Source organism: Catelliglobosispora koreensis DSM 44566 (assembly GCF_000379685.1).
GTDB classification, from domain to species: domain Bacteria; phylum Actinomycetota; class Actinomycetes; order Mycobacteriales; family Micromonosporaceae; genus Catelliglobosispora; species Catelliglobosispora koreensis.
On sequence record NZ_KB903254.1, the window covers coordinates 121207 to 145519 of the forward strand.

Annotated in this window: 25 protein-coding genes, 1 pseudogene and 1 riboswitch; of the genes and pseudogenes, 10 read left to right on the plus strand and 16 right to left on the minus strand. The window is 65.4% G+C overall.

Going from position 1 to position 24313, the window contains the following annotated elements; genetic code table 11:
- Window position 1 precedes the first annotated feature (1 nt).
- From A3E1_RS0115445 to A3E1_RS49155, 5 genes and pseudogenes are all read right to left on the minus strand, one after another.
- A complete protein-coding gene (locus tag A3E1_RS0115445) occupies window positions 2–373 on the minus strand; it encodes a PaaI family thioesterase (RefSeq protein ID WP_020521687.1) in 372 nt (123 codons plus the stop codon).
- Window positions 374–383: 10 nt separating this feature from the next.
- Complete coding sequence (locus A3E1_RS0115450) at window positions 384–920, minus strand: hypothetical protein (RefSeq protein WP_020521688.1); 537 nt, start codon at window positions 918–920, stop codon at window positions 384–386.
- A gap of 920 nt (window positions 921–1840) precedes the next feature.
- Complete coding sequence (locus A3E1_RS0115455; RefSeq protein ID WP_020521689.1) at window positions 1841–2590, minus strand: hypothetical protein; 750 nt, start codon at window positions 2588–2590, stop codon at window positions 1841–1843.
- The gene (locus A3E1_RS40445; protein WP_020521690.1) at window positions 2587–3729 is read right to left on the minus strand and encodes a prenyltransferase/squalene oxidase repeat-containing protein; all 1143 of its coding nucleotides are present in this window, start codon (window positions 3727–3729) and stop codon (window positions 2587–2589) included. Before A3E1_RS40445 ends, A3E1_RS0115455 begins: the two co-directional genes overlap by 4 nt.
- An 81-nt stretch (window positions 3730–3810) precedes the next feature.
- Window positions 3811–3970: riboswitch (cobalamin riboswitch) on the minus strand.
- 15 nt (window positions 3971–3985) lie between these two features.
- Window positions 3986–4543 (minus strand): annotated as a pseudogene (locus A3E1_RS49155) (phosphatase PAP2 family protein); the annotation flags it as partial.
- Window positions 4544–4563: 20 nt separating this feature from the next.
- Here A3E1_RS49155 and A3E1_RS0115470 point away from each other — a divergent pair.
- Window positions 4564–5394, plus strand: a complete 831-nt coding sequence (locus A3E1_RS0115470; RefSeq protein ID WP_020521692.1) for an esterase/lipase family protein — start codon at window positions 4564–4566, stop codon at window positions 5392–5394.
- On the opposite strand, the gene A3E1_RS0115475 is transcribed toward A3E1_RS0115470, so the two are convergent.
- The gene (locus A3E1_RS0115475; protein ID WP_020521693.1) at window positions 5384–6070 is read right to left on the minus strand and encodes a hypothetical protein; all 687 of its coding nucleotides are present in this window, start codon (window positions 6068–6070) and stop codon (window positions 5384–5386) included. The genes A3E1_RS0115470 and A3E1_RS0115475 overlap by 11 nt on opposite strands.
- A gap of 9 nt (window positions 6071–6079) precedes the next feature.
- Window positions 6080–6532 (minus strand): cupin domain-containing protein, encoded by a 453-nt coding sequence (locus A3E1_RS0115480; protein WP_020521694.1) that lies wholly within the window; start codon window positions 6530–6532, stop codon window positions 6080–6082.
- Window positions 6533–6613: 81 nt separating this feature from the next.
- On the opposite strand from A3E1_RS0115480, the gene A3E1_RS0115485 reads away from it, so the two are divergent.
- Window positions 6614–7891, plus strand: coding sequence for a hemolysin family protein (locus A3E1_RS0115485; protein WP_020521695.1), 1278 nt, complete (start codon window positions 6614–6616; stop codon window positions 7889–7891).
- A gap of 68 nt (window positions 7892–7959) precedes the next feature.
- Window positions 7960–8601: a hypothetical protein gene (locus tag A3E1_RS0115490; protein ID WP_020521696.1), complete on the plus strand. Its 642-nt coding sequence runs from the start codon at window positions 7960–7962 to the stop codon at window positions 8599–8601.
- Between the two features lie 3 nt (window positions 8602–8604).
- Here A3E1_RS0115490 and A3E1_RS44760 read toward each other — a convergent pair whose 3' ends face one another.
- On the minus strand, window positions 8605–9441 hold the full coding sequence (locus tag A3E1_RS44760; protein WP_020521697.1) for a toll/interleukin-1 receptor domain-containing protein: 837 nt from the start codon (window positions 9439–9441) through the stop codon (window positions 8605–8607).
- A gap of 122 nt (window positions 9442–9563) precedes the next feature.
- On the opposite strand from A3E1_RS44760, the gene A3E1_RS0115500 reads away from it, so the two are divergent.
- On the plus strand, window positions 9564–10649 hold the full coding sequence (locus A3E1_RS0115500) for a sulfite oxidase (RefSeq protein ID WP_020521698.1): 1086 nt from the start codon (window positions 9564–9566) through the stop codon (window positions 10647–10649).
- On the opposite strand, the gene A3E1_RS0115505 is transcribed toward A3E1_RS0115500, so the two are convergent.
- Window positions 10650–11105, minus strand: a complete 456-nt coding sequence (locus tag A3E1_RS0115505) for a hypothetical protein (RefSeq protein ID WP_020521699.1) — start codon at window positions 11103–11105, stop codon at window positions 10650–10652.
- A 94-nt stretch (window positions 11106–11199) separates the two neighbouring features.
- Between A3E1_RS0115505 and A3E1_RS0115510 the strand changes: the two genes are divergently transcribed.
- A complete protein-coding gene (locus A3E1_RS0115510) occupies window positions 11200–12000 on the plus strand; it encodes a S1 family peptidase (protein ID WP_020521700.1) in 801 nt (266 codons plus the stop codon).
- A gap of 73 nt (window positions 12001–12073) precedes the next feature.
- Here the strand turns inward: A3E1_RS0115510 and A3E1_RS0115515 are convergent, their stop codons facing one another.
- Genes A3E1_RS0115515 through A3E1_RS44765 form a run of 3 tightly spaced genes read right to left on the minus strand, consistent with a single transcriptional unit; the run spans window position 12074 to window position 13712 of the window.
- A complete protein-coding gene (locus A3E1_RS0115515) occupies window positions 12074–12616 on the minus strand; it encodes a carboxymuconolactone decarboxylase family protein (protein WP_020521701.1) in 543 nt (180 codons plus the stop codon).
- Between the two features lie 20 nt (window positions 12617–12636).
- Window positions 12637–13113 (minus strand): DinB family protein, encoded by a 477-nt coding sequence (locus tag A3E1_RS0115520; protein WP_020521702.1) that lies wholly within the window; start codon window positions 13111–13113, stop codon window positions 12637–12639.
- 5 nt (window positions 13114–13118) lie between these two features.
- Complete coding sequence (locus A3E1_RS44765; protein WP_020521703.1) at window positions 13119–13712, minus strand: TetR/AcrR family transcriptional regulator; 594 nt, start codon at window positions 13710–13712, stop codon at window positions 13119–13121.
- Between the two features lie 70 nt (window positions 13713–13782).
- Between A3E1_RS44765 and A3E1_RS0115530 the strand changes: the two genes are divergently transcribed.
- On the plus strand, window positions 13783–14829 hold the full coding sequence (locus A3E1_RS0115530) for an oxygenase MpaB family protein (RefSeq protein WP_020521704.1): 1047 nt from the start codon (window positions 13783–13785) through the stop codon (window positions 14827–14829).
- A 301-nt stretch (window positions 14830–15130) separates the two neighbouring features.
- Here the strand turns inward: A3E1_RS0115530 and A3E1_RS0115535 are convergent, their stop codons facing one another.
- On the minus strand, window positions 15131–16258 hold the full coding sequence (locus A3E1_RS0115535; protein ID WP_020521705.1) for a LuxR C-terminal-related transcriptional regulator: 1128 nt from the start codon (window positions 16256–16258) through the stop codon (window positions 15131–15133).
- Between the two features lie 66 nt (window positions 16259–16324).
- Between A3E1_RS0115535 and A3E1_RS0115540 the strand changes: the two genes are divergently transcribed.
- Window positions 16325–16807, plus strand: coding sequence for a cupin domain-containing protein (locus A3E1_RS0115540; RefSeq protein ID WP_020521706.1), 483 nt, complete (start codon window positions 16325–16327; stop codon window positions 16805–16807).
- Between the two features lie 2 nt (window positions 16808–16809).
- Here the strand turns inward: A3E1_RS0115540 and A3E1_RS48415 are convergent, their stop codons facing one another.
- Window positions 16810–18135 carry an HNH endonuclease signature motif containing protein gene (locus A3E1_RS48415; protein ID WP_020521707.1) on the minus strand — a complete coding sequence of 442 codons (1326 nt, stop codon included), beginning with the start codon at window positions 18133–18135 and terminating at the stop codon, window positions 16810–16812.
- Between the two features lie 85 nt (window positions 18136–18220).
- On the opposite strand from A3E1_RS48415, the gene A3E1_RS0115550 reads away from it, so the two are divergent.
- Window positions 18221–18745 carry a GNAT family N-acetyltransferase gene (locus A3E1_RS0115550; RefSeq protein WP_020521708.1) on the plus strand — a complete coding sequence of 175 codons (525 nt, stop codon included), beginning with the start codon at window positions 18221–18223 and terminating at the stop codon, window positions 18743–18745.
- On the opposite strand, the gene A3E1_RS0115555 is transcribed toward A3E1_RS0115550, so the two are convergent.
- Window positions 18742–22035, minus strand: a complete 3294-nt coding sequence (locus tag A3E1_RS0115555) for an error-prone DNA polymerase (protein ID WP_020521709.1) — start codon at window positions 22033–22035, stop codon at window positions 18742–18744. The genes A3E1_RS0115550 and A3E1_RS0115555 overlap by 4 nt on opposite strands.
- Before the next feature lie 49 nt (window positions 22036–22084).
- Between A3E1_RS0115555 and A3E1_RS48830 the strand changes: the two genes are divergently transcribed.
- Both A3E1_RS48830 and A3E1_RS0115565 read left to right on the plus strand, forming a co-directional pair.
- Complete coding sequence (locus A3E1_RS48830) at window positions 22085–22210, plus strand: hypothetical protein (RefSeq protein ID WP_020521710.1); 126 nt, start codon at window positions 22085–22087, stop codon at window positions 22208–22210.
- A 304-nt stretch (window positions 22211–22514) separates the two neighbouring features.
- The gene (locus A3E1_RS0115565; protein ID WP_020521711.1) at window positions 22515–22763 is read left to right on the plus strand and encodes a hypothetical protein; all 249 of its coding nucleotides are present in this window, start codon (window positions 22515–22517) and stop codon (window positions 22761–22763) included.
- Here the strand turns inward: A3E1_RS0115565 and A3E1_RS40465 are convergent.
- On the minus strand, window positions 22754–24310 hold the full coding sequence (locus tag A3E1_RS40465; protein ID WP_040390881.1) for an ArnT family glycosyltransferase: 1557 nt from the start codon (window positions 24308–24310) through the stop codon (window positions 22754–22756). The genes A3E1_RS0115565 and A3E1_RS40465 overlap by 10 nt on opposite strands.
- Between the last annotated feature and the right edge of the window lie 3 nt (window positions 24311–24313).

The following is a 24313-nucleotide window of genomic DNA, read 5'->3' on the forward strand; positions in this document are numbered from 1 at the left end:
GCTATTTCCGGATCAGGCAGGTCAGCCGGGCTGTGCAAACCCGGGCACCGGACTCATCGGTGATGACGATCTCGTAGGTGGCTACGGAACCGCCCAGGTGCAACGGCGTAGCCACACCGGTCACGGTCCCCTCGGTCACCGCCTTGTGATGCGTCGCGCTGATCTCGATCCCGACCGCGCGCGGCCGGCCGATCGCCGCGCCGTGCATGCTCGCCCCAATCGAGCCGAGCGTTTCGGCCAGCACACACGACGCACCACCGTGCAGCAGGCCAAACGGCTGCGTATTCCCCCGCACCGGCATCGTCGCCACCACCCTGTCAGGCGCGGCTTCCTTGATTTCGATACCCATGCTCTCGTTGAGGCTTTGATCCACGAAGCCGACTCTACTCACGAGTCGTGTTACGGATCCAGCCCGCGCCATAGACCATGACTAGAACGATCAACGTGATCACACAGAGCCAAAATCCCGATTGGGTACGCACGAAGTCCGCCGTCTGTTTCCCCGCCGGAACCGCCACGGTCAGCTGCGCCTGCACCCTATCGATCAGGAGTGATTGGACGGTCAGCTGGTTCACCGTCAGCGCGAGCGCCGCCAGCCCCGCGAGCATCGTCGCGACCGCCCGCCTGATCAGCACTTGACCCACCACAAGCGTCACGACTACCCCTGCTGTGATGAGCAGCAACGCGACAATCGCCATCGGCTGCGCGGGGACCGTCTCGTGCGGACCCTCACGCACCTTATCGGCCGGAGACACCTCAGGCGTGCCACCCGTCACCAAATCCATGCCCGTATAAGTGGTCGTCCCGCCCGGCGCCGCGCGCCCAAACCCCCCGGGAGCCTCACACGACACCGCCACAAACGGCATGAACAGCAACAACCCCGCGATCACAAACCCGGCCGGCCGGAACCATCTGCTCACCGCGTCACGCTATCCCCAACCCTCCACCATGGACACCCCCTTCCTCCCCACCCCTCTTTCCCACCCCAAGTCCTTCGCCACTTCCCCGGTCGCTGCTCCCCGCTTCGCACGATCTCCCCCGCCACTTCCCGCCCCGCTTCTTCCCGCCGGCTTCCCACGCGGGTCGCCCGCCCCGCGCTTCTCGCCGCTTCCCGCCCCGCTTCTTCCCGCCGGGCCTACTCGCTCCCCGCTTCCCGCCGCCCCGCCGGACCTACTCGCTCCCCGCCCCGCGCTCCCCGCCCGCTTCCCCTCCGGCTTTCCGCCAGGCCCATCCGTGATCCACATCCCTTGGGACGTGATCAAACCGCCTGTTGATCACGTCTCAAGGGATGTGGATCTGCGTTATGGATGTGGATCACGACTAGGTAGCCACCGAACGGAACACCTTGGCCCCAAAGCGAAGCGGCAAGCCTTTCGCGAAGCATGGAGTCGTCAGCGGCGCCGCACCGGGAACCCAGCGAAACGGTGACCAGGCATGCAACCGAAGCGGGTCTGCCGCCGACGAAGCATGGCGGGGGTTTGCGCAGGCGGCAATAGTTCACGAACCCGCGAGCGGCCGAGGCTGCCCAGCCGAAACACGGCAAGCGGCCGAGCGGTTGCTCGCGACAGGTGTCGAGCAGGCAAGGCGGGCACAGAAAGCGCAGCGCGGGCCGGAAAGCCAAGCGCGGGAAGCGGGGCGCGAGGCGCGAGGCGCGAGGCGCGAGGCGCGAGGCGCGAGGCGCGAGGCGCGAGGCGCGAGGCGCGAGGCGCGAGGCGCGAGGCGCGAGGCGCGGGAAGCGGGGCGCGAGGCGCGGGAAGGGGGAAGCGCGGAACAGGAAGCGCGGAACAGGAAGCGCGGGGCGGGGAAAGCGGGGCGGGGAAGGTGGGGTGCGGGGAGGGTGTTAGGGGAGGTCGGTGAGGCGGCGCCGGCGGCGGGCTAGGTGGATGGCGAGTGCGGCGATCGCGATCACGATCACGATGGTGATCACGGTGCCCGTGTAGCTGCGGCGCTCCAAAGGCGGGACCAACGCAGCCGCCACAGACGACGACGGCGAAGCCGGGGCATCGCTCGCAGAAGGCGGCGGACTGTCCGAAATAGACGGTGCCGGGGCGGGGAGTTCAGGGGACGACGAGGTGGTCGCGGCAGCAGGTTTGCGGGTCGTTGCCGGGGGCGGCTCGGGTGGCGCTGGCGGGGGCGGAGGGGCCGCTGAGGGGCGAGCTTTGTCGCCGAAGGCCCAGCCTTCGACTGTGCCCTGGGGTGGCTTGCGCACGGCCGCGCCCTTGGTGCTGTACGTCCACGAGCCGCCCCGTGTCGCGTGCCAGTAGCTCCACGACCGTGACCCGGGTGGCGTATCCACGCACGGCTCTTCGGAAGGGCCAGGCTTGTCGTCGATCCGGCAGACGAAAGCGTTGCCGTCAGACTGAGTGCCCGCGAGAGTAAATCCAGCGTCCCGGAGAGCGGCAAGCCCAGTAGCCGGATCGCCAAAGACGCAACGGGTTTGCACGCCACCACCGAACGCGGAGAAGTCCACGATCACGGTAACGCCGGTGGTTCCGGCACAAGCCGCGGCCTGTGCCGGAACCGCTGGTGCGACAGCGAATCCGGCGGCGAGAAACGCCGTGAGGATCGCTGTCAGCGCGAGGCGCTTCACGCGCGGCGCCGTCCAAGAACGACGACGCCAGCACCGATCAGCACCAATCCCCCACCCACGACGATGATGGTCCACAGCTGGATTCCGGTTACCGGCAACTGGCCTCCCCCGCCAGTGCCTCCGGTCTCGCACTTGAGGGCTGGAACATCCGCTACGGATGACGAGGCGTCCAGTGAGGCTAGCGGCGTTCCGGCGAGTCCCCACACCGCCTGGATCGTCGCGTAGTCCACTGTGGACTCGTCGTATCCGGTGGTGTCATAGGCGACCGCGCCACGGTTGGCTTCGGGCTTGTCGCAGCCCACCTGGAGCGTCTTGAGGAATGCGAGCGCTTTGCCCGCCTCGGTGTCTTTGCCGGCGGCCTTGAGGGCGAGCACGGCCATGGCGGTGTTGTTGGCGTTTTCGACACCGGCCCAGTCATCGGCGAACGCGCCGTTGGCTTTCTGCTTCGCGACGATCCAGGCGGTGGCCTTGGCCAGCGCGGTGTCCTCGCCGACGACGGCAAGTGCTTGCATGGCAAGGGTTGTCGAGTCCGAGTCACCGGCGCACGTTGGCAGGCCGAAGGCGAACGGGAAGCTGCCGTCCGGGCACTGCGCGTCGAGGAGGTACTTCACGGCGTTAGCGGATGCTCCAGCGGGCAGCCGCTCCAGCGCGATGATCGCCAGCGATTGGTTGAACGGGCTCGCGCTGTCGGTGCCGGAAGTCTTGTCAGCGAAGCGCCCGTTGGCATCTTCGCGTGCGGTCAGCCGGGCGACGAGGTCAACACCGTTGAAGTTGGCCGGGTCGGCGCCGTTGACGTCGGCGGCGAGGATCAGCTTGGCGTAGCGGCCCGCGATGGAGCGGTCCGTTCCGTTGCCGGCGTAGGCTTCGAGACGGTCCGTTTGCGACAGCCACGTGATCGCTTTGCCCGCAGTGGTTTTCGCGACTCCGGCGGCGGCGAACGACAAGGTTGAGTCAAGGGTCAGGCCGTAAGCCCAGGCGTCGCCGAACGGGGAGACGAAGTGATCGCCGTCGGCGAGCCGTCCGGCGAGCCAGCCCGCGGCGGCGTCAGCGGGATCGGTCGTTGGTGCGGCTGCGGCAGCGGGGGTGCCCAAGAAGGTGAAGGATGCGGCCAGCGTTAACGCGGCCAAGCGCTTGAGCATGAGGGGTCACGCCTTTCGGACGGGCCTCAGCACAGATCCCGGGCGTGCCCGGGCTCCATCCCGCAGACCACGACGGGAACAGGGAGCAGGCTTGACCAGGTGGCTATCGGGCTTGCCGCTATCGAATAGCGGCCTACCGTTGCGGGTCAGCGCCGGACTTGGACCGGCTTCCCCACGTGGGCAAGCTATGGAGTTGTCGCCGCACAGTCTTGGCGCGGTAACCCACTGCTGTCAACTCGATCGGGTGTGACCTGCACACCACTGACACGACCGCGATGGCCAGCAACAGCCCGCCAATCACGTCCGTCGCCCAGTGCACACCGACCGCCACCCGCGTCGTGCCAACGATGGCTGGCCAGGCAATCAACGCCAGCAAGACAGATCTACGACTCTCGATGGCAAGCAACGCGATCACGGCGGCGGCGGTGGCGGAATAGGCGGTGTGACCGGACGGATATGAGTAGCCGAACGCGGCCATCAGCCCACCCTCTGGCCGCTCACGTTCCAGTTGCCAGACCACGGCCCAGCGAAACAGCGCCACCGCAAGGAAAGTGCCCGCGACGAACCGCGCGGCCTCCCACTCCCGCCAGCGCATTAAGACCACCACCAGGCTGATCGCCAAGAGCAAAATCACGACCGGGTCTCCCGCGTACGTGATGAATTCGGCCACGGATAGGTCAGGAATCTGAGCGTGCAGCCAGGCGTCGAGCCCTAACGTCGACTCACGCCACACGGCGAGGGTCAGCAGGAGCCACAGCGCGCCCGCGGTGATGGCGGGCCAGCTGGCGGCGTGGCGGTGAACGTTTAGGGGCATATGTCCTTTATAGATCGTTCATGAAACTTTGCAAGACCATCGTGGCTGTGCTCGTCACCCTGGCCATTCTGCCCGCGACTGCGGCCGTCGCCAATCCCGCGGACTCAGCCGGGCAGCGTGCCCCTGAGCGGATCGTCGCCGCGATCGAAGACTGGGACTGCGCTGGCGGGTCGCCCATCGTGCTCACCCACGGCACCGGCGGCAACGCGCAGACCTGGGCACCTCTCGTGCCGTTCCTGCGTCAAGCGGGCTATTGCGTGTTCGCGCCCAACTACGGCGACGGTGGATTCGGGTTCGCGGGGATCTTCGCCACGGCCCGGGTGCGGGAAAGCGCCCAGTTCCTGGCCAGTTACGTCGATGAGGTGCTCGAGGCGACGGGAGCCCGCAAAGTGCGCATCGTCGGGCACAGCCAGGGCGGCATGATGCCCCGTTACTACCTGCGTTACCTGGGTGGTGCGGCCAAGGTCGAAGAACTCATCGGCATCGCACCGTCCAATCACGGCACCACGACACCGCTCGCCCCGATCGCCGCCGTATTGTGCCCGGCCTGTGCCGACCAGATCGCCGGATCACCGTTCATGCGGGAACTGAACGCTGACGGGCGCGACACCGAACCAGGCGTCGACTACACCGTCATCGCGACCGCCCTCGACGAGGTCGTGATCCCTTATGAGAGCCAGTTCCTTGACGGGGCAACGAATATCGTCGTGCAGGAGGCGTGCCCACTGAACCTCGCCGAGCACGGCACCCTGATCACCGACCCCGTGACGTGGCAATGGGTGCTGCACGCCCTGACCACCGACGGAGCAGCCTCACCAGCTTTCCGCCCGGCCTGCCTCCTCAGGGCCTGACGATGATCTCAGAACGCAACGCGCGCATGAACGTCGCGCTGTCCTCTTTGGACCGCCCACCGTAGAAGATGCCGATGCCCATGCTGCCGTGATCGATCCAGGCGCACATGACGACCGGCTTACCTTGGTCGTCTTTTCCTTTGCCGCACTTGAGTAATCCGCCGAGACTGCCGGGCGGGAACGTGCTGACGTCCCAGATGTTCTCGCCCGCGCCCTGGATGACGTCTTTGAGCGTCTTCTCCGGGTCCCAGATCAGGCCCGTCCCGCCGAAGGCGACCACGCCTTTGTCCTTGCTGGACGGATCCTGGAACACGTTGACGAAACTGCCATCGATGAATTCACTAGCCCGCAGCCGGTAGTTGGCTTCAGCCGTGATCAGCTTGACGAGCGCGTTGTCGTCTCGTTTGAGCCCGCCGACTTCCGCCGGGGTCGCGGCGATCGTCGACGGCCACTCCCCGAACACCGGCGCGACCACGGCTCCGCAGATGCCACAGCACAGCACCATGAGTACCCCCATGATGCCCAGGACCCACGGCCAGCGCCGTTTGCGGGCCACCTCGACGAAGATGACCTGCGGTCCCGTGCTCTGGGTGAAAGCCGGGTCGTAGCCTGGCACGGCAGCGCGCCCTTCCCACGGGTCGGACGCGGGTGGCAGCGGCTTGGTGGGGTCGGGCACGGCCGTAATTTACAGCGTTCTGCTCTGAAATCTAGCCCTGAGCCGGGCCATATCGTCCGGTCCTGGCATCTGCCCTGCGAGCACCATTTCGTGCAGCTCGCGGAAATACTGCTCGTATCCGCCGGGCCGGAACAGCCCCACGATCACGGCTTCCTCGGCGGAGTCGTTACGGAATCCGTGCACTGTTCCCGGCGGCACTGACACTGTCCCGCCAGCGCCGACCGCCTCGCTCACCAGATTTCCCTCGGCAAGCAGATCGAAGGTGATCTCACCAGAAACGATGACAAAGTCCTCACTGTGGCCATCGTGAATGTGCGGTGTCGCCCCAAGCGAATTCGGCGGCAAATGGAATTCCATTATGGACAGTTGCCCCGCCGTATCCTCGCTACGTAACCGGATTAGCCCTGTCGCCGCCCCGATGTTCAGCCGTTCCACCGGCCCCGCGTGCACAATCGCCGTCATTCCCCGACCCTACCGGCCACCGGAAAGTGGGAGATCCGATACCGTGGTAGGTCAATTGACCTGACTTAGGAGTGAACGCCTGTGGGCGGCTACGGCACCCAGATTCTGCTGGTGCTTGTTCTCATGTTGATCAACGGGGCGCTGTCGGGCAGTGAGATGGCCCTGATTTCTCTGCGGGAGTCGCAGATTCAGCGCCTCGAGCGAACGTCGCGGGGCGGCAAGACCCTGGCCAGACTGTCGCGCGACCCGAACCGCTTTCTGGCCACGATTCAGATCGGCATCACGCTCGCTGGCTTCCTGGCGTCAGCCTTCGCGGCGACGTCGCTAGCCAAACCGCTCGTCAGCCCGCTGTCGTTTCTGGGCACTGCGGCCGAGCCGGTCGCGATCGTCATCGTCACGCTGATCCTGACCTTCATCACGCTGGTGATCGGTGAGCTGGCGCCCAAGCGGATCGCGATGCAGCGGGCGGAAGGCTGGGCGCTGATGGCGGCCCGTCCTCTGGACTGGCTGGCGACCGCGTCACGGCCCTTCGTGTGGCTGCTTGGCAAGTCGACCGACATGGTGGTGCGCATCGCCGGTGTTGACCCGCGTGCGGGACGTGAGGAGATCTCGGCTGAGGAGATCCGGGAACTCGTTGTGGCGCAACGAGGTTTCACCGCGCAGCAGCGCGAGATCATTTCAGGTGCCTTCGACATCGCCAAGCGCGATATCAGGGACATTCTGGTACCACGTCAGCAGGTCACCACGCTCGCCGAGAATCTGTCCACACAGGACGCGCTGACCGTGCTCGCCGAGTCTGGCCACACGCGTGCCCCGGTTGTCGGCCCGGCCGGGCTCGACGACGTGATCGGTGTCGTGCACTTGCGCGATCTGCTCGGTCACGACGGCACCGCGGGCGAACGCGCACGCGAGCCGTTGTTCCTGCCCGAGACGCTCTCCGTTTCCGACGCGATGCGCCAGTTGCGCCATCAGCATGAGCAGTTCGCTCTTGTGGTTGACGAGCGCGGCGGCATCGACGGGATCGTCACGATGGAAGACCTCGTCGAAGAGGTCGTTGGCGAGATCTATGACGAGACGGACCGTGACGTGGTCCAGGTCGTTCGCGAGGCGGATGGCGCGATCGTGGTTCAGGGTTCCTTTCCGCTGCACGACCTTCCTGACGTCGACATCGACACCGACCGGCTGGGCGAGACCGACTACACGACGGTGGCAGGGCTCATCCTCGACCGGCTGGGCCGCATTCCGACCGCGGCCGGCGACACCGTCAAAGCACCAGGGTTCACCGCCGAGGTCGTTGAAGTGACCGGCCGGGCGATCACGAAGGTCCGGCTGCGCCGGGTCAAGAGGACCGACGACTAAACCTCACTTTTGTCTAAATGAGAGAAAGAGTAGGCTCCGCTCAGCAAAAGTCTGAGCGGAGGTCGTCGATGTCCCGGAAGACCGGCAAGCCTGTGTCCCAGCCCGCGGCGGACCGCCGTGTTCTGAGCATCGTTGGGGTGATCGCGGTGGCGGTCGCGCTCGGTGTCGGGGCCGGCCTGCTCGTGGCCAGCCCCGGCAGCAGCGAACCGCCCGCTGTCGCGGCGCTACGCGCCGAAGAGGCCAAACGCGACGTCACCCAGATCACCGAGTTGACCAAGATGACCCGCAACACCAAAGCCGTGCTGCAGCCGGTCCTAACGGGACTGAGCTCAGGCACGACCGCGACCGCCGATCAGGTGACCGCGTGGAAAGCCGTTATGGCGCAAGAGACCCAGCGCTACGCCGTGACCGTGTCCGGAATGACCGGCACGAATGTCGCTCGCGGGGCGTTTCGCAACGCGGTGGAGATGCTGTCGTCCGCCGTGGACACCTACGCGCTCGCGCTGTCGGCTCCGGCAGGCACCCAGCAGCAGGCGGCGCTGGAGCTAGCGGCCCGCCAGCGCAAGCTCGCCGTCTCGACCTGGTCGGTGGCGGCGACACAGCTCGATCAGCTGAACAACGACGCGGGCAACGGGCACCAGCACGTCTACCTGACGGACAGTGCCGAGGGCGGTGCCATGACCCCGGACGGTACGCCCGAGGGGAAATAAGAGCTAAGCCCGGATGGGATCGCGGAACCCCCGCAGCTCAAGTTCCTGCCCGGCGACAGTGATGCCTGTTATCTGGTACGCGAATCCGTCCTGCGTGATCTCAACCGTCGCCGCGTGCCGCTTGTCGCGGTCGCTGAACGTGACGTGATGTGTCCCGGCGAGGGTGCCCATCACTGTCGCCTTCACGGTGATGCCATCGGCCGCGAGCACGTCTTTGTAAAGCGTGAACCCGACCGTGATCAGGTGGGTCTCGTGCGTCAGCATGATCCGCGCGACCGTCACGCACGTCATCGACCCCTTGAGGTCATAGGTGAGGTCCGCCGACCACGACGCCTCGCCGGGCTTTTCCGCCGGCGGCTGGGCTGACGTGCCAAGTGCGACGTCCAGAAGCCGTTCCGCTGGCGGCTTTTCCGGGCTCCGTGCCTCCGCCGCCGCCAAGGGAGTGAGCGGCCCGGCCGCGGCCGGCATGGCGGCGCGCAACTGGGCGATAAAGCCTTGCGACGGCAGCTTTCCGCCCGTGACGTCCTCGTGCTGCAAGTGCCCGAGGACAAAGAAACCCTTGCCCTCCAACAGCAACGGGAAGATCGGTTTGCGGTGCTGCTCCGCGTGTGTGATCTCCCGCGAGACCCACGTCGAGGTGCTGGCCTGTGTCGTCATGACAACGACGAACGCCGCACAGGACTCGATGCGTTCCTGGATTACATCGGCCCAGTGTCCACCCGCGACGATGGCCGCGTCATACCAGACGTCGAAACCAGCGCCGGCCAGGAACGCTGCGAGACGGTCGGCATAGGCCTTGTCCGCGCTGTGCGAGTAGCTAATGAAGACATGCTGCGCCACGGCCCACACCGTATCGTGAGGTCGACTGTCGCTTGTGGACAAGATTCCAAGATCTGACAGTATCCCCCGCCGCACACGCCTGGCCAGGGTAGGAGCAGACTGGTGCCTGGAGGTGCCGTGAGATGACGACGCAGGAGTTCAGCCAGCCCGGCCGGCTCGCTCAAGACGGCGAGGGCATCAGCCTGGAAGAGCTGGCGCTCGCCGCCCGTAATCACGGGATGCCGCTGGAGGCACTGCGCTATGACGTGACGCCCGCGGGACTGCATTACCTGCTCATCCACTACGACATTCCCGACCTCAATCCCGAGACCTTCCAGCTGACGGTCAACGGCACTAGCACCGTCACCTTCACGCTCGATGAGCTGCGGGCGATGCCTTCGGCGACCGTTCGCGTGACGATGGAGTGCGCTGGCAACGGCCGCGCCCGGCTCCTGCCCCGGCCGGTTAGTCAGCCGTGGCTGGTGGAAGCCGTGGGGACCGCCGAGTGGACCGGCGTGCCGCTGCACGAAGTCCTGACCCGTGCCGGGATTGACCCGGCCGCGGTCGAGGTGGTCTTCACCGGCGCCGACCACGGCATCGAGCGTGGCGTCGAACAGGACTACCAGCGCAGCTTGCCTATGGCGGAGGCGATGCGTGCCGAGACGCTCCTGGCGTACCAGATGAATGGTCTTCCTTTGCTGCCACAGCATGGATTTCCGCTGCGGCTGGTGGTGCCGGGCTGGTATGGGATGGCGCACGTCAAGTGGCTCACGCGCATCGACTTCGTGGCCGAGCCGTTCCAGGGATTCCAGCAGGCGACGGCCTACCGGATCCGGCAAGAGCCCGGCGAGCAAGGAGAAGCGATCACCCGGATCGCGCCGCGCGCGCTAATGGTGCCGCCGGGCTTTCCCGATTTCATGACGCGTACGCGCGTCGTGCGCCCCGGCCCGGTGGAGTTGACCGGCCGCGCCTGGTCTGGCCGCGCACCGCTCGAAGGAGTCGAAGTCAGCACCGGGCAGGACTGGCATGCCGCGATTCTAGAGGCGGACGCGGGGCATCAATGGGCCTGGCGCCGCTGGCGTTATATGTGGAACGCGGAGCCCGGCGAGTACACGCTGAAGGTTAGGGCCGTGACTCAAGACGGCGAGACGCAGACCGATGACACGTGGAACCGCGGTGGATTCACCAACAATGCGCCGCAAGAGGTTCGGGTCGTCTGCGTCGCCTGATCACGCGCCGGAAGCCGCCGCTGCCTGCTCCCAAAGCGACAGCACCACCGCGACCGCGAAGATCTGCACCGGCAACGGCAGCGCCGAAAGCTCCGCCTCAGCACCGAAGCGCCATCCGCTCGCCCGCCTGATGTAACCCTTGGGCTGACCGTTGATCAGCAGCTGCTGATCCGCCCGCCACAGTGACGCACGCTGAAACTGGTAGAGGTGGGCGCCGCTCGCGATGGTCCAGCGCTTGCGGCCCACCCGGTCGGCCAAGGCCAGCTCCCCGCCGCCTTGGTCAATGAGGGTGTGCTTGTTGCCCCAGACGCTGCTGCGCACCACATAGGACTGCTGGCCAATCACGATTTCGCCGCCGGCTTTCCACGTTTCCTTCTTCCACGTGGCCAGCAACCGTCCCCGTGAGTGGATCTCATACTGGCTGCGCCAGGCACTCGGTCGCGTGATCGTCAACATGGCCACATGATATCGCCGCGGTCACTGCGCGTACTTTTCTTGCTATTCGATTAGTTTCGATGTAACGATGGTTACTCTCCGATTGGAGGTCCACATGCGACACCATCGTCTCACCGCCCTCGTCTTCGCCTGTGCCCTCGTGCTGTTGCCAGCCGCGCCAGCTCAGGCGGCCTCGCTGAACACGCCAGGCCTGTCATGGGGTCCGGACCCCGTCACCGGCGAAGTCGTCGTGACCGCGGACGCGACCGTCACCGAGGCACAGGTCGCGGCACTTCGCCGCACCTACCCGGTCCGCCGCGTGGACGGCCAGTTCCGCACCCTAATCGCGGGTGGCCAGGCGATCTACTCCGCCTCCTCGCGATGCTCGCTCGGAGCCAACGTGCGCAAGGGATCGGTGGCCTACTTCGTCACCGCTGGACACTGCACGAACACCGGCGCGACGTGGTACTCAAACGCGGCGCGCACCACCGTCCTCGGGTCGCGCACGGGAACGTCGTTTCCTGGCAACGATTACGGCATCGTCCGCTACTCGAACACCAGCATCGCGCACCCGAGCGCGGTCTATACGTATCCCGGCACGGTAACGATTAGGGGCGCCGGGAACGCCACCGTTGGCATGAGCGTATGCCGCAGTGGTAGCACCACCGGTGTGCGCTGCGGCGTGGTCACCGGTCTAAACCAGACCGTCTACTACTCCGAGGGAGTGGTCTACGGTCTCATCCGCACCAACATTTGTGCCGAGCCGGGCGACAGCGGAGGTCCCCTGTATGTCGCGTCCACCGGCGTCATCATCGGCATCCTGTCCGGCGGTTCAGGCAACTGCACCTCCGGCGGCACCACGTTCTACCAGCCCATCGCGGAAATCCTGGCTGCCTACGGAGTGACGATTCCTTAGATTCCCGCTCCTCCCCCAGCCCGCTCCTCCCCGAAGGGGTGCCACCCGTTTCCCGGGAAGCAGTGGCACCCCTTCACCGCTCGATCGGGCGGCCAAACGTGAGTGCCTGCTGAAGCGCCGGCTCGATGGAGTCGCGGTAAGCCGCGTCAGGCTCGGCGCCCGCCGCGTCAAGGACCGTGCTGAAGAAACAGCGAATGCCGACCGTCAGAATGATCTGGAAGATGTCGTCATCGGACAGTCCGTGCTCGCGCAATCCGTTCACGTCAGCTTGCGTGATTCCGGGCGCGTTACGCACGACCTTACCGGCGAAGTCCATAATCGCGATGTCTGCCGGGTCAAGACCCGCTTCGTCGTGCTTGACCGCGATGGCTTGCACGGTTTCCGTGTCGTAGAACTTCTCCCGCAACGTTTTGCCGTGCGCGAGACCGCAATAGCTCGACTTGAGCGCACGGGCGGCGGCTAGCGTCACCAGCTCGTAGCGCCGCTCGTCCATCCCCTCATGCGCCGCGGCGGCCAGCACCTGCCAAGCCTCGTAAACGTTAGGCCGCAACGTAAACAGCCGGGCATAGTTGGCCAGATCGCTGTTGGCGTCTTCTGTCGTCTTCAGGAAGGTCATGCTGACTGACAGTAGTGGTGCTACTGGCCACGGGCACGATAGAGGTCGCGTAGGAGACAGATTTCGCCGCCGTGGTGCATGGTTTCGCGGTTGAGGTGCTGCACAAGGGCCGCCATCGGCTCGTCTTGGAAGTACGCGCCTTTCGGCCCGAGGGGTGCCCACAGGGCTTTGTCGTCTAGGGCGGCGATGCCCTCACGCCACCAGGTGTAGCTGCGCTCAAGCAGGGCCAGGGCGTCAGCCGCTTTCTCGGGCAACGTTTTTGGAAAGCGGCTGGGGTCGAACATGTCTCCCGTGCCGGAGCCGCCAAAGAAAGCGTCTGCCCGGGTGTAGAAGATGTCGACGGAGACGTGGGTCATGCGCCACGCGATGGTCGGCGGACCGTTGGGAGGGAAGGGTTCCCACACGTATTCGTCGTCGGTCAGTCCTTGCAGCCGGGGCCACAAGTGGTTGTCCCAGTAGAACTCCAGCTGGCCCAGGACTAGCGAGCGGATATCCATGCCGGTCACCGTAGCGCAGTTAGCATCCGGGCGAGGGTCGCCGCCATGCGCGCGGGCTCGTATCGCGGTGGGTCTTCGAGCAGCAGCGTGCCGAAGTGCTCCAGCACGGCCAGCAACATGTGGGCGGCGACTTCGGTGTCCGGGAGGCTTTCGGCGTACCCGCTGAAGATGAGGTTTGAAAGCTGCTGGCGGATATGCCCGCGCGTTGCCTCGATCCTGTCGCGCACGACCTCGGGGGTGCCGTATTGCTGGGTGAGGATCGGGCGCCACGTCATCGGGTCGGTGACGACGGCGTTCATCCACGCTTCGATCGCGCGCAGGGCGAAGCCGCCGGGATCGCCGGGCGACAGGGTGTCTGGGATGAGGCCTTCGAGTTGTTCGATGGCGCGGATTTGCTGACGGTCGAGCAGGGCGAGCAAGAGCGGGCCTAGGCCGTCATAGGCGCTGTAGACGACAGGGCGCGTGATGCCGGCTTCGCGGGCGACGGCCTCGATCGAGACTTTCGCGTAACCGTCACGCACGATGACCTGCAGCGCGGCGTCGAGGACCTGCTCGCGGCGGTCGGCTATAGACAGTCTGGGAGCGTATTGCCGTCGCATCTTCCCGAGATTACTACACCCGTGTAGCATCCATTGCTACACCAGTGTAGTAATTCCGGAAGGGGTTGCCATGAAACGAATCGAGCCAGCTGAGGACTACGGTTTCTTCGGCCCCGATTCCATCACCTGGAAAGTCTGGGGGTACCCGACTTCGCTCACCGTGGGCTTCCAGCGCGCCGTGACGATCGAAGAACTGGACCCGGCCTTGATCGCGGCGGTCGACCAGACAAACGCCGTGCGCTACCGGCCGCGCACGCGATATGACCGGACGCTGCGTTACTTCGCGATGGTCGCGTTTGGAGACTCCCGCTCGACTTCTAAGGCAGCCGACGTCCTCGTCAAGGTGCACTCGAAAGGCATCGGCGTGGAACCGTTGAGCGGCAACCGTTATGACGCCAACGATCCGCACTCGCAACTGTGGATTCACCTAACGGCGTGGCACTCGATCCTCTACGCCTATGAGCGTTACGGCCCCGGCAAACTGTCCCCGTCAGACGAAGCGCGCTACTGGCAAGAGTGTGCCGTCGCGGCCGAATTGCAGACGTGCTCACCTGATGATGTGCCCTTGAGCCGCGAGGGCATCCGCGAGTACTTCGCACGCATGCGGCCCCGGCTCGCCGGATCCGAAGCGGCACAGTCGATGATGGCGCACCTGCTGGACGCGCGAGTCATGCTGCCACCCGCTCCGGCGGTTTTCAAGCCGGCGACTTGGATCGCCGGAGCCGTCCTGCGGGCGGGAACCATCGCCACGATGCCACAGTGGATGCGCCGCATGGGCGGGCTGCGCCAGAGCCGTTTCGCTGACCTCGCCGCCCGGCTGCTGCTCAAGTCCACGTTCTGGCTCGTGCACCGCAGTCCCCGGCTTGAGTTGCGGTTGCTGGCGGTGCTGTCGCCGATGACGGTTCCCGTTGTGGCGCCTGTGCTTCGCGGCATCCGGCCGGTGAACCCGGTTGTCTTGACCCCCGCCGAGGCCCGCGCACGGTACGGCTACGACGCGCCAGCGCACGCCCATCTCGCGTTGCGGCGCAAGCAAGCCTCGCGCGTGTTCACTGACGGCATCGCCCCGAGCGACGAAGGCATCGCCGAGTCCGAACCCATGCTCGGTTCAGTGCGTTAGGACATAGACCCGTGAACTGAGCTTGCCCAGCATCGGTAAACGTGCCAGAGGCCGTCGCCGCGCGCGATGTCATACACCGCTGGCCGAACTGTGCGACGAAACGCTCACGGTCACGCTGCAGCCGCGCGAGGTGCAGCAGCTTGCGGCCGACCACGCCACGGTCTTCCTCCGCGTAATCGCCCACTCACTGCCCAGATCGATGCACTCCTCGATGCGGAGACCGGCTCGTGCTACAGCTTGTTCCGTATGAGCCGGGTCCGCATTGGACGGTACGACACCCATCACCGTGAACACTCACGATTTACGGGCTGGCCGGACCGCCACGGACCGGCTTGCCCCGTGCCACGCGCTTTTCGTTATCGCGGAACCGCGGCTCATAGTGGGTGAAGAAGATCCTTCCCACGAGGTCGCGCCGGCTGCGTACCCCCGTTTTCTCAAAAATGCTCTTCAGGTGTTGCTGCACCGTATGTGGTGACACCACGAATTCCTCGGCGATCTGCGCGGTCGAATAGCCTTCCAGGACCAAGCGAGCGAGGTCAGTTTCACGGTCTGTCAGGCCATAAGCCGAAGCCAGCAAAGGAAAGATGCGCGCCGGATGGGCTGGCTCGACGATGACGGCCACGCGCGGTTCACCGGTCGAAACCAGTGCCGCGCCGTGCAAAACGATCCACCGCCCGCTGCGCGAAAGCACCCGTGCCATCGCGACTTCCCCTGGCACGTCAGGGAATGCGGCTGTCCGCCGGGCACGGGCGGCGACACTTTGGATAGACGTCGGCAAGCGGCCTTTCTCCCAGTCACCATCGGGCAGTTGACTGAGCCAGTGCTCGACTCCCGGTGTCGTCGACTCGATTCCGTCGTCGGTCAGCACGAGTAGCCCGGGCGCATCCGGCCCTTCAGGATCGGTGGCCTCACCGATGAGCAACGCCCGGCGCACACCTGCGGCTAACGCCGGTGCCATGGCGCGCAAGAACTTTCGCTCGCCGTCATCGAACATCGGCCGGTCCGGCTCACGGTAGAGACCCAGCGCGCCCCAGACTTCACCCGATTTCGAACGCAAGGCGAGCACGAGTTCCTGATCGGCGCCCATCTCCATGTTCTGCCGCCACCGCGGCGACTGGCTCGGATCCCGCACCGACTCATGCAGCGTCGCCAGACCGTCTGGCGACTTGGCCACCTGGGCGAGCTGGTTCACGTCTTCGGCGTAGTACTCCCCGTTGAGCCACTCCTGCGGGAATTCCGGCATGCCATCGTGATAGTGGCTGGTGATGAGCAACGACGCCGGATCGAGGCTGTACCAGCACGGCACCATATAGTGCGGCACCGTTTCGGTCAGCACACCGGTTGACTCCTGCCACAACCGCACCAAGTCACGTGGCTCCGCGGCCAGCTGACGGATCTTGCCAAGCGCATTGGCCCTGGGGTCGCCCACGCTCACCAGCGTATTACCAGATTTGTGGAATAGTCCGCCGCGCCTGCCCCTCTCTAGGCTGAAGTTATGAAACTCCACGCTCAGGTGATCAAAACCCGCTCAACGGCGGACGTTACGGCCGGAGTCATAGACCACTTCATGCTCGACGGCCCGCTCGTGGGCGGACGGTTCGCCCTCGTGCAGCATCTCTTCGCACCCAAGGCTCTCGCCGCGCCCATGCACCGCCACCACGACGAGGACGAGTTCACGTTTGTCCTGAGTGGACAGATCGGTGCTGTCCTCGGCGACGAGGAGTTCCTCGGCTCACCCGGTGACCTGCTCGTCAAGCCACGCGGGCAATGGCACACGTTCTGGAACGCGGGCTCCGCTCCAGCCACCGTCCTTGAGATCATCTCGCCCGCTGGGCTAGAGGAGCTGTTCCGCTCGATGGAAAGCATGACCGCCGCACCCGACCCTGAAACCTTGGCGGAGATGGCCGCCAAGTATCACTGCGATCTCGACTTTGAGGCCACCGGCCCGATCGTCGAGCGTCACGGGTTGTCGTTCTGACTTTACGGTGGTTCGGGCTTCACCTCGTAGATCCGGCCGAGTGGGCTGGTCCAGGTGAAGTGCCCGGGTCTGGTTTGAACGACGGTCCAGCCACCTTGATCTTTGGCCCGGTGATGGTGTTCGCACAGTGCACCTAGGTTGGCGTGATGCGTAGGCCCGCCGTCGTGGTGGCGGATGGTGTGGTCGAGCTGGCAGCTGACCGTCGGCCTGCGGCATCCAGGTGCCCGGCACGTCCTGTCCCGCAACCGAATCCATCGCGTCAAAGCAGCGTTGGCGAACCGGTCCCCCGGATCCTGACCCGGCGCCCGCACCAGCCCATCAAGATCGCCATACGCGCCCCCGGATCCTTCGCGCCGCACGGAGCCGGACCCCTCTTCGCGATGCGCGGGACCAGATCCCTCGCGCTGGGTGGGCGGCCGACGATCCCGGTGGGCAGCTGAAGTCGCAGGGCGGGCGCGGGTCAGTCCTTGCTGAAGGAGCGTGCCGTTGCTGTCGCGGATGGCGTATTGCCACTGATAGCCCGGATGCGACTGCGCCCACTGCCGGGCGATATCAGCACCGACAGGACCATAAGCTCCCAGCCGGCCAGGATCATTGTCAAGACCGGCAAGGGTTTCCAGACTGACATCGAGATGCACCACGCCTGACGCGGCGCTGGAGTGCTGGCCTTCCAGCAGTTCCAGAAACACATCAGCACGGGCCTGCTCCAGCGAAACCTCACCAGTCTTACGAGCACGTGCCAAGGCACCGATCCGGGCGAACGCCGCAGCGGCCCGCACAGCGTCCAACCCGAACGCCGACAGCGAAGCCGTCCCGTCAACGGCAGCATGCAACTGCACAGACCGCACGGCATGAGCGCGCTGACGCCGGGCAGTGGTGAACGCGGGATCGGCGGCCAACGCCTTGCCCCGCAACATATCCCGAAGCTGCCCGCACGTCCGCCCACGCGATTTCGGCAAGACCTCGGCGGCGACCCGCTCAGCGACCTCGCCATCCAAAGAGGACAGAACGTCGGCGAAGACCTGAGCGTGCCGTAAACCGAGCTCACCCGCACAAAGCGCGGCAAGCACGGCTGGCAAGCGGACACAAAGCTCCGCCGCTAGCCGGACCTCATGCTCCGCGGCGAACCGTGATTGTGCTGATGCGGCAGCGATTTCAAACGCGGCGAACTCACGCACCGGCGTTTCTTGCACAACCTCGTGGACAAGCCGCACGAGCTCACCCTGCGCGCGGGCAACAACCCGGACCTGCTCAGCCAGCCTGTCAACTGCGGCCGCGGAAGCGAGGCGCCCATCGGCGACAATCCGCTCCGCAACACCTTCGAACACATGTCCAATCTAGAACACCTACAACCCAACAACCATACGGATTCCCGCACCCGATAGCCTCGGCGGCAACGAGGAGGGAACCCACATGCGGTTACGGGAAGCCGAAGCGCACGATGTGCGACAGATCGCCAGGCTGCACACGCGGAGTTGGCGCGAGCATTACCGTGGCGCCTACGCTGACTCCTTCTTGGATGGTGACCTCGTCGCGAACCGTGAAGAAGTCTGGGCCAAACGCTTCGGTGAACGCGACGGCACGGTCACCTTCGTGGCCGAGGACGGCCCGGAGTTCATCGGCTTCGTGCACGTGTTACTCGACCACGACCCGCGCTGGGGCAGCCTGATCGACAATCTGCACGTGGTCACCGGCCGCCACCGCGGCGGCACCGGAAAAGCACTGATGGCACAAGCGACCGAGGCGATCGTTCAGCAAGCCATGAGCCCCGCGAGATATCTGTGGGTGCTCGAGCAGAACGTTGCCGCGCAAGGGTTCTATACGGCGCTCGGTGGCGTGCCGGCCGAAACGGGATTCGTGCCAGACCCGGGCGGCGTTCCAGGCCGCCTGAACGGCAAGCCGAGATGTGTGCGCATGGTCTGGGACGCGAAAGCCTAGCGGAAGTCGCGAGAGGACGGGCGGGTCGCGATCTTCAGCGGGGTCAGCTTGTCGGCGGCGACGTTGATGACGCCGGAGACGTTTTCGAGCTTGCCGCGGATGAGCAACGCCGCACTGCTCAACGCGACTTTGCGGTGACGTTGCCATAAGCCCGGGGTGCAGACGATGTTCAGCATGCCGGTCTCGTCTTCGAGGTTGAGAAACGTTATGCCGCTTGCGGTCGCTGGGCGCTGGCGGTGAGTGACGAGGCCACCGACGAGGACGCGATCGCCGTCGGGAATGCCGCCGAGGCGGGAAATCGGGATGGCTCCTTGCTCGTCAAGGAACTCGCGGACGATCCGGATCGGATGGTTGTCCGGAGACAGGCCGGTGGCCCAGACATCGGCGACGAGCTGGTCTACTTCGTCCATGCTGGGCAACTGCGGAGCGCGTACCCCCGTGGTGGTGTGGGGAAGGCGATCGGAGCGTTCCTGCGCGGCGGCGCCGGCGGCCCACAAAGCTTCGCGCCGGTTCAAACCGAAGCACGCGAAGGCATCGGCGGTCGCGAGGGCTTCCAAAGCGGTGGCGGGCAACTGGGTGCGCCGGGCGAAGTCGAGGATGTCGCGGTAGTCGCCGTTGGCGCGTTCGGTGACGATGAGCGAAGCTTTTTCCGAGCCCAGGGTCCGCACCTGATCCAGGCCGAGGCGCACCGACGGGCCGTGCCATCCCCATTGAGACGAGGGGGTACGCGCTCCGCCCGCCATGATCGAGCGATCGCCTTCCAGCGTGGCTTTGACGTCGGATTTGTTGACGTGAGGCCGGTCGACGAGCACGCCATGACGGCGCGCATCGTCCACAAGGGACTGTGTGGAATAGAAGCCCATCGGCTGCGCGCCGAGCAAAGCGGCGCAGAAAGCGGCTGGGTAATAGCGTTTGAGCCAGGCGCTGGCATAGACCAGGTAGGCGAAACTGATGGCATGGCTTTCCGGGAAGCCATAGTTGGCGAACGCGGCCAGTTTGCCGAAGATATCGTCAGCGAGCGCATCCGTGATGCCGTTGCCCGCCATGCCGTCATAGAACTTGTCGCGCAGCTTTTCCATCTTCTCCATGGACCGTTTGGAACCCATGGCCCGGCGCAGCTGATCGGCGTCGGAGGCGGTGAAGGACGCGACGTCGATGGCCAGTTGCATCATCTGCTCCTGAAACAGGGGCACCCCGAGCGTCCGGTTCAAAGCGTTGGCCATCAACGGATGCGGAATCTGCCACTGCTCCAAACCGTTCTTGCGGCGGATGAACGGGTGCACCGAGCCGCCCTGGATCGGGCCGGGGCGGATCAGGGCGACTTCGACGACGAGATCGTAGAACTCGCGTGGTTTCAGGCGCGGCAGGGTTGACATCTGCGCCCGGCTCTCGACTTGGAACACGCCAACGGTGTCCGCGCGGCACAGCATTTCGTAGACCTCTTCGTCAGTCGGGTGCAGATCGCCGAGGTCCAGGGTGGAGTCGATGAACTCGTGCGCGTAACGCAAAGCTGACAGCATGCCGAGCCCGAGGAGATCGAATTTGACGAGATTGATGGCGGCACAATCGTCTTTGTCCCACTGCAGGACGGTGCGCTTTTCCATCCGGGCATGCTCGACCGGGACGACCTCGATCACGGGACGGTCGCAAATGACCATGCCGCCGGAGTGGATGCCTAAATGCCTTGGTGCGCCTAACATTTCGTTGGCGAAGTGCATGACGATATCGGGCACTCCCTCAGCGTCTGCTTTGGACACCCCGTGCCAGCGGTCGAGCTGTTTGCTCCACGCGTCTTGCTGACCGGGTGAGAACCCGAACGCGCGCGCCACGTCACGCACCGCCGACCGTGGGCGGTAGGAGATGACGTTGGCGACCTGTGCGGTGTGCTCACGGCCGTAGGTGTCAAAGACATACTGAATGACTTCCTCACGGCGGTCTGACTCGATGTCGATGTCGATATCAGGCGGACCGTCTCGCTCCGGCGCCAGGAACCGCTCGAATAACAGCCCTTCCATGCGTATCGGGTCAACGTTGGTGATGCGCAGCGCGTAACAAACCGCCGAGTTGGCCGCGCTCCCCCGCCCTTGGCAATAAATGCCTTTGGAACGGCAGAACCGCACGAGATCCCAGACGACGAGGAAATAGCCCGGGTAACCGAGTTCGTCGATGATCCGCAGCTCGTGCTCAATGCGTTCCAGCGCTTCATGATTGCGGCCGTAACGCTCGTCATATCCCGCCAAAGCAAGCTGGCGCAACATCTCCTGCTCGGTCAGCCCTTCGGCCAGCCCGATGAACGGGGGAAGTCGCGGGGCGATCAGATTCAGGTCGAAAGCGAGCTCCTGGGCCAAAGCAGCGGCGGCGCGCACCGGCCCTTCGCCCAGGCGCACCGCCATTTCGTCGCCGGAGCGCAAGTGTGCGGTGGCCGCCGCTGGCAGATAAGGATCCAGGAGGTCAAGACTCGTGCGGGCGCGCACCGCCGCCATCACGGTGGCCAGTTTGCGCCGCGCGGGCGCGTGATAGTGAACGTTATTGGTCGCGATGACCTGATCGGAAAGCGTTGCCAGAGCATCGTTGTGTTCGGTGTCGAGCGGGTTGCCGTGATCGGTCAGTTCAACGAAAACCTGCGAAGGCCCGAAAAGGTCCTGCAGCATAAGGAGTTCGTTGCGGGCAGCGGCAATGCCCTCGTGTTCCAGCGCGCGGCGCACACGGCCTTTGCGGCAGCCGGTCAGCACGACGACGTGCCCACGCAACTGTTCGGCCATGGCGATCAGGTCATAACGCGGGCGGCCCTTCTCCCCGCCCCGCAAATGCGCCCGCGCGATCTGAGCGGACAGTCTCGCGTAGCCCTCGTGCCCGCGAGCGAGCAGCAGCAAGTGTTCGCCTTGCGGATCGGGCTGCCCGGCGCGCTCCTGGCCGAAGGTGAGATTCAGCTCGGTGCCAAAGACCGTCTTGAGCCCGTATTCCCGGGCGGCCTCGGCGAACCTGACCACGCCATAGAACCCGTCGTGGTCGGTGATGGCTAACGCTTCCAGCCCAAGCCGGACCGCTTCTTCGACCAGCTCCTCCGGATCGCTCGCGCCGTCGAGAAAGCTGAAGTTCGTGTGGCAGTGCAACTCCGCATAAGGGATTTCGGGGGTACTCGAGGAGAGCTCCCGCTTTTTATAGATCTCCCGTTTGCGCGAGAACCCCGGGGCATCCCCGCCGTCGGCGTCAGCCAGCGGATCGGCGACCCCACTGAGCCGCCGTTCCAGCTGTGACCAGGTGCGCTGGTGCTGACTGTCGAACCCCACACGAACAAGTGTACTAATAGCGTTGGCGCCCGGTTGCTACCCTCCGCTCGTGTCCACCCTCGCCGTGGCGGCCGTGATCGAAACCGGCTGGCTTATCGCTTATGCCGTAACGCTTCTCGTCACCTGGCCCCGGCGCCCCCGGCAACGGTCCGCCGATCCCGGGCCCGGCGGGTGAAGGCCTGGGTTGAGCCCGCCGTTGAAGCGACCTTCGCCGACCTCATGCGCCGGGGCTGGTTCGAGTCCTCGGGGCATACCGTCCGGCTGACCGCCGGCGATGACCGTCAGCTCACCGCGGCAGAGCAGGACATCTACACGCATGTGTCCACTGTGGTGGGCAAGAACCCAGACGGCACCGCTCCGCTGGCCGCGCTCAACGAGGGCCACGGGCCGTCCACCAAGTGGGCCGCCTTTCAGAAGGCCGCCGAGACGGAGGCACTCAGCCGCGGCCTGATTCGCCGCCGGTTGCCCACGCCCCTCAAATGCTGCTTATCGTCAGCGGGCTGGCCGTGCGCAAGTTCACCAATATCTACGACGCCCCCGGCGGCGACGGCAGCACCCGCCGGACCGACCATTACATCGTCGTCGACACCGGTGCCGGGCAGTATGCCCGCAAGTTCATCGTGCCGGAACACACTTATGACACCGTGCACGAAGGACGGACCGTTGTGCGGGCGCTGCCAGCTTGGCAGACACACTATCCCGACGCCTTCGAGGTGCTTCAGCCCTGATGCCTTAACCGGGGCCAAAGCTGTGCCCACGGAAGTTTGCGGCCTTGGCACAGCCAGATGGGTACGCCCTGTTCTTCGTTGCCGACTCCGAGCCCGTTGTCGTTCCTGGCGGCCAGTTCCACCGTGGCGCAATGGTCGAGCAGCTCACCCGCGCTGTAGCGGCCGACGATGATGACCGGCCCGTCCACTTCGGCCGGCGGTCCCCAATGCCAGAAGCCGAGATGACCGGAATAAGGCTGAGGAAGCCCCAACGGCGGACCGTAACGGTAAAGCGCGCCCGCCTGGCCATAGTTCCCCGCGACAATCGTCGTCTTAGCCCGGTCAGCCTCGGGCAGCCTGGCGAGCACGGCCGCGACGTTGCGGGCCAGTTCCGGCCAGCCGACCTGCTCCCCCGCGTCATAGTTGATGGCTGGCTGCGGCGAGTTACCGAGACTGTTCATGGGAAAGAACGGAACTCCCATCACGACAGTCACCGGAATCGACAGCGCGAACGCGCCCACGAGCAGCCAGATCCGCCCCCGCGAACCACGGGCAGCGCCGGAGGCACCGGGCTGCGAAAGCGTTTCGGGCCCGGCTTGCGGGCCAGTCCCCGGTGCTCGCTTCGGCAGGCGGCTGAACCAGGCGGTGATAGCGATGGCGCCGGAGGCGACGAGCACGGGCATCGCGCCAGCGGGATAGTACTCACGGCCGCCGGTGATGAGGGTGAGCAACAGGACGGTCAGGTAGGCGATGGCGAACAGGCGGAAAGGGGTTCGCGTGCGCAGCAACCGCCACAGCCCGGCGATCCAGATCACGGCGAGCGTCCCGCCCATGATGGCCGCCTGCATGGGAATCAGGCCCACCCGGCCGCCCCAGTCGGCGTCCTCGGCGATGACTCCGGTCATGCCCAGTTGCGGCCAGCCATGTGTGGCCTGCCAGTAAAGGTTCGGCGCCCACAGCACTACAGCGATCCCGGCGCTGATCCAGAGAGCCTTGCGGCGCAACAGCTCCCGTGGCCCAGCGACGATGACGCCAACGGCGATCCCGGCCAGGAACAGCAGCACGAGCGTCTTTGTCAGCAGAGCGAAGCCGATCAGCGGTCCGGCTAAGTAGAGGAAACGGTCACCGTGCGTGTTGATCCAGCGCACGAGCAGATAAGACAGCAGCGTCCACAGGAAGATGTCCAGAATCGTCGTCGACAGCAGATGTCCCGCGATCACGATGACCGGCGCGCACACCATCGCCACCGCGGCGAGGATCTGGGCTCCTTTGCCACCACCGAGTTCGGCTGTGATGAGTCCCGTGAGCAAGGCGAGCCCAGCGACAGCCAGTGTCGCGGGCAACCGCAGCAACATGATGTGGCCACCGGCGAGCTCTGTCGCTATCCGTGCCCAGAGCGCGACCATCGGTGGCTGATCGTCATAGCCCCACGCGAGATGGTCGCCAGCGGCCAGATAATAAAGCTCATCGCGGTGGAAACCGTAACGAACCGAAAACGCGAGCATGAACAGCCCGGCAATCCCTGCTACCAGGGCCAATGGCCGCCACGCAACGTCCTGTTTAGACACAGC